The following is an 8,505-nucleotide window of genomic DNA, read 5'->3' as shown; positions in this document are numbered from 1 at the left end:
TTCTCTTGTCATTTTAACCTGTACAGATTGGGAAGTTAAACAAATAGCTTCACTATTATAATAAGGATAACGGCGAAGGTTGTCAAGTAGTTTTTTTGTTTCTATTGAGATAAAGTTATAGCTTTTTTTCACTGTTATCTATTGCTTCCAACGCTGTAGACAAAAAAACTAGTTTTGATTATCATATTAACATGAACGATAACTTAGTATACCTCGGAATCATTACTTCCCCTCACTGAATTAAAGGAGCTGTTAAAGTAAAAACTTTCACTGAAAAACCCGAAAATATTTCTCTATATGGTGAGTTGATAAGTGGTAATGAAAGTTATAAGATAGATTCAGTGTCTGTCATAGGTGATAATTTAGTAATAGCCACAATAAGTGGAGTAAATTCTCGTAACGAAGCAGAGCTTTTAAGAAACAAAAAATTATACACAAAAAGAAATAAACTGCCAAAACTAAATGATGAGAACGAGCTTTATCAAAGTGACCTTATAAATATGGAAGTAAGGCTAGAAAATAATGAATTATATGGCTATATAGAATCTATACATAATTTCGGTTCAGGAGATGTATTGGAAATTTCAGTCATCGGCACAAAAAAGAATATTATGCTGTCTTTTACTAAAGAGATATTTCCGCATATAAACGTAAAGGAAAAGTATATAGCACTCAACATGCCGGAGTTCATTGATTAACAAAGGTTTTGATATTTACAAAAAGCTACGTATAATTATAAGATCAAGCTGAAAGTGTAATTATGGCAGAAAGAGCTAATGATATTAGGCCAGGTCAAGTGTTGGAACATAATGGCGGTTTGTTTTTGGTTGTAAGTATTATGCATACTCAACCTGGTAAGGGTGGTGCATACATACAAGCAGAGATGAAGAACATTAAAACCGGAGCAAAACACTATGAAAGGTTCCGCTCTGATGCAACAATCAAAAGAGCAATTTTAGATGAAGAGGAATATGTTTATCTCTTTACTGAAGGAAATATTGTGAACCTTATGCATCCGAGCAATTACGAGCAGATCACTATAAATTTGGACTTATTGGGAGAAAAAAAGATTTATTTACAGGATAATATGAAAGTTAAAGTAGTAACTTACCAGGATAAAATAATCTCTGCACATGTGCCTGATTATGTTACATTGACTGTAAAAGAAACAGAGTCTGTTATTAAAGGGCAGACTGTTACTTCCTCTTATAAACCTGCAATTTTAGAAAACGGAATGCGTGTTAACGTGCCTCAATTTATAAAAGAAGAGGACAAAATTGTAGTATATACCCCAGATGACAGCTATTACGAAAGGGTAAAAGAGTAAAAGGAAGAATGTCCATTTCATCACCACGGATTAATGTGATGCTTGATTCTGTACGCAGTGCTTCTAAACAGCTTGTGCGTGATTTCAACGAATTGCAAATTTCCAGTATTAAATCAGCAGACTTTATCAATAAAACTTACTCAAGGTGCAAGCAAACCATATACAATTGCTTGCATGATTACAAGCAAGACTACGATTTTATCTTTGAAGACAATACTGATCAAAAAGTAAAAGATGACGCTTATACCTGGTTCATTATGCCTATAGAAAGCAGAGAGAATTTTTCCAGTTGTATGGTTTATTTTGCAGTGTCGGTTTGCCTAATTCATAAAAACAAAGTTGTAGCAGCTGTAATTGATGCTCCAGCTCTCAGAGAAACTTTCTGGGCAGAAGAGAAAAAGGGGGCTTTTCTTGAAGACTTTAGATCTCGTCATGTAAAAATGCGAGTAAAAAGTCGTGAAGGAGGCTTAATAGATGTAAGTGGTAACTTGTTAAACAAATTACTGCCTAACAATAGAAATGTACGTTCCATCGGTTCAACAGTTTTAGGTTTTGCATATCTTGCCGCAGGAAGATATAGTGGAATAGTTTACTCTGGAGTTAACAAATATAAAGCCTTGCTTGGCAAACTTTTTCTGCAAGAGAGTAGCGGAAGGCTAATAGAAGAAAATGGATTAATCATTGCTGGAGATATAAAACTAACATAAACAAGCCACAGAGATAGACAATTTCTCAAAAACTTTTACAAGAGATTCTGTTAAATGTCTTATCATTTCGTCGGTATGATAAGGTGTGGGGGTAATACGAAAGCGCTCAGTCCCTCTTGGAACTGTTGGATAATTTATATGTTGAACATATATTCCATGCTCATCAAATAATAACTTTGATGCTATTTTGGATAACTCCGGATCGCCAATTATTATTGGAATTATATGAGTTTCTGTTAGGATAAGATTAATTCCCGCGTTTCTCAGTGAGTTTTTTACCTTTTCAACAACTTGTTTTTGCTTTTCCCTTTCAGTGTTACTTGATTTTAGATATTCAACGCTTGCCTTTGCTGCTGCTGCTAAAACAGGTGACATAGCAGTGGTGAAAATAAATCCTGGAGCGGAACTCCTTATTACATCCACCAAGCTCTTTGAAGACGCTATATATCCACCCATCACTCCAAAAGCTTTCGATAATGTACCTTGAATAACAGTCACTCTATCCATCAGACCTTCTCTTTCTGCAATTCCGCCACCACGTGGGCCATACATGCCAACTGCGTGCACTTCGTCCAAATAGGTAATTGCATTATATTGATCTGCCAAGTCGCATATTTCTTTCAGCGGCGTTATATCTCCATCCATTGAATATATGGATTCAAATGCTATTATCTTTGGTGTTTTTCTACCCACAGACTTTAATAACTGCTCTAAGTGATCAATGTCATTATGCCTGAATATATATTTAGGTCTTTTTCCTGACTTTATGCCTTCTATCATCGAAGAGTGGTTTTTCTCGTCTGAAAAAATCACCACGTCAGGAATAACAGACAATAAAGTGCTAAGTGTAGTCTGGTTGGCAAGGTAGCCACAAGCAAAAGTTAAAGCGGCTTCCTTGTTGTGTAAACAAGCTAAAGATTTCTCAAGTTCAACAACTTCTTTTGTTGTGCCTGAGATATTTCTAGTTCCTCCTGCACCAACAGATGAGTTGTGAATAGCGGCAATAACACTCTCATTTTGTGACATTCCTAAGTAGTTATTACTGCACCAGACGATTACTTCCCTATTTCTTTCATAATCCATAATATAGGGAAGCCCGCCAGGCAACAACGCAAAATGCGTGAATTCACGATAGCGCCCTTCCTCTTTTATATCTTTGATTTTGTTTAAGAATATTTCTTCGTAGTCTACCAAGTTTTTACCTATTAATAACTAATAAAATTATAATAAATTATTCAATGATAGACTACTATATTTATTATACAGGTGTAGCTACAGGTCCTTTCTCCTCATCGAGTGCAACCTTTTCAATCTGATTGTTTTCAATAAAGCTACCAGGCCATTCATAGTGATATATAACTGCTGCAGCAACTAGACAACAAACTCCAACTACTATGCCCACTGCTAACATCTCCAAGTGAACTGCTATAGCCACTCCCAGCTCAACTCCAACTATCGCCAATGTAGAAGCAGCTATAATATGCAGATTACTACCTTTTGTGTTTTGTGGAGTAGTGTTATTCACTTGTTCAGATTTTTTGCTAGTTAATGGGAGCATTGGTTTCGGTGTTGGTGTCGGTGCTGGTGTTGGTTCCGGCGCTGGTGCTGGTACCAGCGGTACTGGTTGTGAATTTTTGTTATCATCTTCTGGAAATAGCGTAGAAACATTCTCATCCTCACCTACCTCCTCGAATGAAGAACCACTGCCAGAACCTGAAGGAACTTTAACATATTCACCATTGCTATTTTCAGTATCACTTTCAGGCAGTTTGACAAAGCTTGAAGAGCTCTTTGGCGATGGTGAATCTCGTTGATCATCTTTACCTTCAAATTCTGACCCACTTTCCATTTGCAATGGCATCTGTGCAGTAGGTTGATCAGAAACTTGTTTCTTCTCATCATCAATATTAACAGGCTGATCGCTTGTAGTTGTACTAACGCCTCGTACATTACCACTTTCAGACAATTTTTCTTCTATGCTTTTTGTATCTTGATCACTACCATGCACTTCACCCTCCTTATAATTATTGCTTATAGGATACTTTGTTGAAGCATTTCTATTGTCCATAATATTTTTTCCTTTGTCCACAGCATTTTTTTGTGGCTGTTGGTTGCCAATGCTTTTAAGTTCTGGATCTTCTGATAGAATGTCACTTTTTATAACTAAAATTGCTAGTTTATCTGCAACGTTATCACTTCTTTTTCGTATTATAAAAGTTCCAGGAGTTTTGTACATTGCATCCCACAAATCTTGACGTTCATAACAGTGATATTCCTGTACATCAATAGAAAATTGCAAGATATCTCTAATATGCATTAAACTAAGTATAGAATAGATATTCTCTCGGTATTCGTTGGGTTTCTGATCTTCAGTGTATGCATCATGTGCTGTATGAACAATCTGAGCCACCCCATTCATAATACCCGGAAAATAACTATAGTTATACTCACGTAAAGCTTCAGATTGCAATAATCTATTTTCCTTTTCCAAATCTTCTATACGCTTTTCTATGCTAGATTTAAAATTCCTACACTCCTCTTGAAAAATTACGTTAACTGCATCAATTTCTGTGCATAAGTAACATACTTTTTTGACTAAGGAATAATCTTCTTGGTCCGTTGAGTAGTGTGTTGTACTCTTCAGTATATTCTGTATGATCTGCCTAATCGTTTGCTCATTATGTGATATATTTTGAGTGTGAACAATTACATGGACTATAACGTCTTCATTTTTTATATTAGATAACGCAATAAGAGTTAATTCGTATGTGTTATCAAATTCGTTACCTTTCAATTTTTGATCAAGATAATCGATAACATCATTGCTGCACTTGGTACATTTTTCACATAAGCGTTCAATAAATGTAACATTGCCAACATCCAGTGCAGCTTTCAGAACTAAATCATAAATTTCTCTTCTACCACGAACCTCTATATTTTTCAGGATTTGTTTATTGAGTACTGTAATAACTTTATCATCTGCAAACACTTGCTCATATATACTATAACTGGCGCAACCTTTGCTGTTGATGTATCGTTTGCATAAGTATTCGACAGCAGATACGTGCTCCTGACTTATCGCGGTTTCTAACAAAGTAGCAAAACTATTTTTTAACAGACCTCTCACATCTCTAGTTGGCTCGTTAATGTACCTTTCAAATGCATCTAGCACTATTGTGATAAATTCTTCATTTTTGACCAAAGATACTGTTTCAAGTACACCATACAAAGGATCAGGGCCGCTTGTTTTTAACACCTGTTCAAGATCTTTCAGGACGTACTCAACAAAAACTGTTTCTAATAAATTCTGTTCTTTTCTTAATGCTATAGCTGAAAAGAAGCCAATACTATTAGGTTCGACAAGTTGTATGACTTGATTTTTTAATTTATCATAAACCCAATCGACATCATGTAATTTCTTTATAAAAGCTTCAATATATTTTTGACCACCAACAAGTAAAGGTAAAAGACTTAAATTTCCTTCAGCAAAAAGTTCATTCCGATATTGTTCTACCAGCTTGTCATTAGCTGCAATTGCCAATAGTACCAATTCTTTTACTGAATAATCACACTTGAACTTCTCTTGATCACGTTTATATTGTGATAGTATATTTGAGTGTATATGTTGGTGATCGCTTCTGTTTAAGTCCAAGTTAAGTTGTTGCTCACAGAAACTCTTTAAATTTACACTATCTAGCGTAATAGATCTGCCTTCATAATCTCCAATCTTTTGTACAACCTTGTCTAGTTCTTCACAATTATCTTCTTTTACAGCTTGATCTAAGATATTTGTTATTTCAGCGAAAGTTAAATTTTTAGGAACGATGAGATACAAATCTTCATCTTTTAACTCTATGGTATGCGATCTATTACAACCATCAGGAAAGTTTGCAAGTATTTCGTTCTCTAAGCTTAGATCCTTAGAGGGTATGACTTCGCTACCACGTGGAATAGCTGATATCTCTTGATCTTCATTGTTTATAATAACCCAATCTCCATCACCACACAAGTTTTGGCAGCTAGATTGGACAACTCCTAGATCATGTTGAACATTAACTCTATTTTTGGCATTTGTGTTTGCTCCTGCGCGTATGTTATGTCGTTTATTATTCCTAGCTTTAAAAAGTTTTGTCTGTCCCCTTTTTCCTATAAGTGGAATATCTTGAACTTGAACCTTTCCATCAAATTTCAATTTCCTTCCTTGTTCTACTTCCTCGGAAAGAGAACCTTTTAATTCTTCACAGTATACAAGGGCATTAATACCAATCTGTTGATCTCCACTCCCAATAGCTTTATCCTTCAAAGTCATATTTATCACTCACCATAAATTAGCTTAATCTAGTATAACACTAAATAACAATCTTGCCAAGCAAGTTATTCAACCTCTTAGCAAACAGGCTCGCATCGTCCATCTCCTCGCCCTCTACGATACAAGCCTGATAGAATAACAAGTGGATCATATCCTCCAATGTTGGGTTTTCACCATTTTCGGCGTGGGATTTTATTATGCTTTTTATTACAGGATGCTTAGTGTTGATTTCGAGCACCTTTGGTGTGCGGTAATTTAGCTGTTTTTGCTCACGTAAAAAACGCTCCATTCTAAGATCCATTGCACCCTCATCAACTGCTAAACATACAGGACTATCAGTCAATTTTTTGGAAATTTTTACGCTTTTCACTGAACTGCCAAGGACTTTAGTGAAGTACTCTAATATAGAATCCGTATTTTCTTTGCTCTTTTCTTCATCCGATTTATTTTCTTCGTCTTTTTTCTCTGAGGAGAATTTTTCTAGATCAACATCCGCACGAGTTACAGACTTAAATTTTTGATCTTTATACTCATAAATTACACTAGTCCAGAAATCGTCCACTGGATCAACAAACAGAAGAACCTCCAATCCTTTGCTGACAAATCCTTCAAGTTGCGGACTGTTTTTCACCGAATCCAAGCTATTTCCTGTGAGGTAATAAATATGTTCCTGCTCGGGCTTCATTCTGTTTATATAGTCATCAATACTGACTAATTTATCATCACTAGTGCTATGGAATCTGCAAATTGAGAGCAGTGCTTCTCTTTCATCAGTTGGCATAGCTTCACAAAGACCTTCCTTTAAGACTGCACCAAAATTGGTCCAGAATTTCGTGTATTCCTCTAAATTCTCTTTTGCCTTTTTACCAAGCTCTGATATCACGCGCTTAGTGAGGGATTTTCTGATTTGCTCAACAACTCGATTATTCTGCAGCGCTTCTCTGCTGATATTGAGAGGCAAATCCGGTGAGTCAACAACACCTTTCAAGAAACGTAAGTACTGCGGTATGATTTGTACATTATCTTCAGTAATAAACACTTTATTTACGTACAATTTCACGGAACAACGTCTATCTGGATGAAATAAATCAAAAGGTTTAATAGAAGGAACATAAAGCAAATTCGTGTATTCTATTGCACCTTCATTTTTGTTATGCAATATCATCCAAGGTTCCCCGCCAACATGTGCAACACCGCGGAAGAAATCATTGTACTCCTCTTGAGTGACACCGTTTTTTGGCTTAGTCCAAATTGCAGCCTTGCTGTTTAGTTTTTCACTTTTTCCTTCTTCATTTACAAATTCAACAGGAAAGTTTATGTGATCCGAATAAGTAGTAACGATATTTTCAACACGAAACTTGTCTAAAAACTCGTTCTCTTCAGGGCGCATGACCAGGGTAATTTTAGTTCCACGAGGGATTTGATCATCTAATTTGCTGATTGAATATTCTCCATCTCCCTTGGATTTCCAGATCCAAGATTCCTCTTCTCCCGCCTTTCGAGACTCAACTATCACCTCTGAGGCAACCACGAAGCTTGAGTAAAAACCCACGCCAAATTTTCCAATCAACTCTACAGTTTGGCTTAAATCTTTGCTATTTTTAATTGCGTCCAAGAATTTTTGTGTACCAGAGCTGGCAATTGTGCCAAGGTTGTCTATCAAATCCTGCCTGTTCATTCCAATCCCATTGTCAGTTATATACAGCTCATTCTTATCTTTATTGGCACTGATGGTGATTTTTAACTCATCGCTTGAATCTAGCAAATTAGGATTTAGTTGTGATTCATAGCTTAATTTGTCACATGCATCCGATGCATTTGATATTAACTCACGCAGAAAAATATCCTTGTTGGTATAGAGCGAATGAATTACTATATTCAGTACTTTCCCTACTTCAGCATCAAATTTTAAATTTTCAGTTTCTTGTACGTTATGCATTTTGAGCTCCATTATTAGCCTACTACCCATATAATTTAAGTATTGCACTGCGATCTTTCAAGGTCACGCGCGCCAAAATAAAACTTCTTGCATAACAAACTTCTAGCAGCGCATTTGATGAAACAAAAAAACTACTTGACAAATACCTCCACCCCCCCCTTACCATAACAACAAGGGTATTTCTGACTCAAAACTTGTTTTTGATCTGCAGGCTCAATGACAA

6 protein-coding genes are annotated in these 8,505 nt (G+C 35.9%); 3 read left to right on the top strand and 3 right to left on the bottom strand.

The features are described from left to right. The first annotated feature begins 239 nt into the window (after window positions 1-239). From rimM to DM84_RS03100, 3 genes are all read left to right on the top strand, one after another. Window positions 240-698 carry a ribosome maturation factor RimM gene (rimM, locus tag DM84_RS03110; protein ID WP_250778285.1) on the top strand — a complete coding sequence of 153 codons (459 nt, stop codon included), beginning with the start codon at window positions 240-242 and terminating at the stop codon, window positions 696-698. 62 nt (window positions 699-760) lie between these two features. Next, on the top strand, window positions 761-1,327 hold the full coding sequence (gene efp / locus DM84_RS03105; RefSeq protein WP_250778284.1) for an elongation factor P: 567 nt from the start codon (window positions 761-763) through the stop codon (window positions 1,325-1,327). 8 nt (window positions 1,328-1,335) lie between these two features. Further along, on the top strand, window positions 1,336-2,034 hold the full coding sequence (locus DM84_RS03100) for an inositol monophosphatase family protein (RefSeq protein WP_250778283.1): 699 nt from the start codon (window positions 1,336-1,338) through the stop codon (window positions 2,032-2,034). Here the strand turns inward: DM84_RS03100 and hemA are convergent. The 3 genes from hemA to htpG all read right to left on the bottom strand — a co-directional run bounded on the left by hemA (window position 2,026) and on the right by htpG (window position 8,282). Next, complete coding sequence (gene hemA / locus DM84_RS03095) at window positions 2,026-3,228, bottom strand: 5-aminolevulinate synthase (protein ID WP_250778282.1); 1,203 nt, start codon at window positions 3,226-3,228, stop codon at window positions 2,026-2,028. The two genes, DM84_RS03100 and hemA, sit on opposite strands and share 9 nt — an antisense overlap. 64 nt (window positions 3,229-3,292) lie before the next feature. Further along, on the bottom strand, window positions 3,293-6,343 hold the full coding sequence (locus DM84_RS03090) for a host RNA manipulator TomO (RefSeq protein ID WP_250778281.1): 3,051 nt from the start codon (window positions 6,341-6,343) through the stop codon (window positions 3,293-3,295). A 40-nt stretch (window positions 6,344-6,383) separates the two neighbouring features. Continuing rightward, window positions 6,384-8,282, bottom strand: coding sequence for a molecular chaperone HtpG (htpG, locus tag DM84_RS03085; protein ID WP_250778280.1), 1,899 nt, complete (start codon window positions 8,280-8,282; stop codon window positions 6,384-6,386). Window positions 8,283-8,505: the final 223 nt, after the last annotated feature.

Origin of the sequence: Wolbachia pipientis (genome assembly GCF_023661085.1) — a bacterium.
Classification (GTDB): Bacteria; Pseudomonadota; Alphaproteobacteria; order Rickettsiales; family Anaplasmataceae; genus Wolbachia.
The sequence above is the reverse complement of the archived record's forward strand: the minus strand, read 5'-3'. Positions and strand labels throughout refer to the sequence as shown.

Bases quoted from the DNA above. Each gene is read 5' to 3' on its own strand.
- efp (WP_250778284.1), top strand. From the start codon at position 761: ATGGCAGAAAGAGCTAATGATATTAGGCCAGGTCAAGTGTTGGAACAT.
- DM84_RS03100 (WP_250778283.1), top strand. From the start codon at position 1,336: ATGTCCATTTCATCACCACGGATTAATGTGATGCTTGATTCTGTACGC.
- DM84_RS03090 (WP_250778281.1), bottom strand. From the start codon at position 6,343: ATGACTTTGAAGGATAAAGCTATTGGGAGTGGAGATCAACAGATTGGT.
- htpG (WP_250778280.1), bottom strand. From the start codon at position 8,282: ATGCATAACGTACAAGAAACTGAAAATTTAAAATTTGATGCTGAAGTA.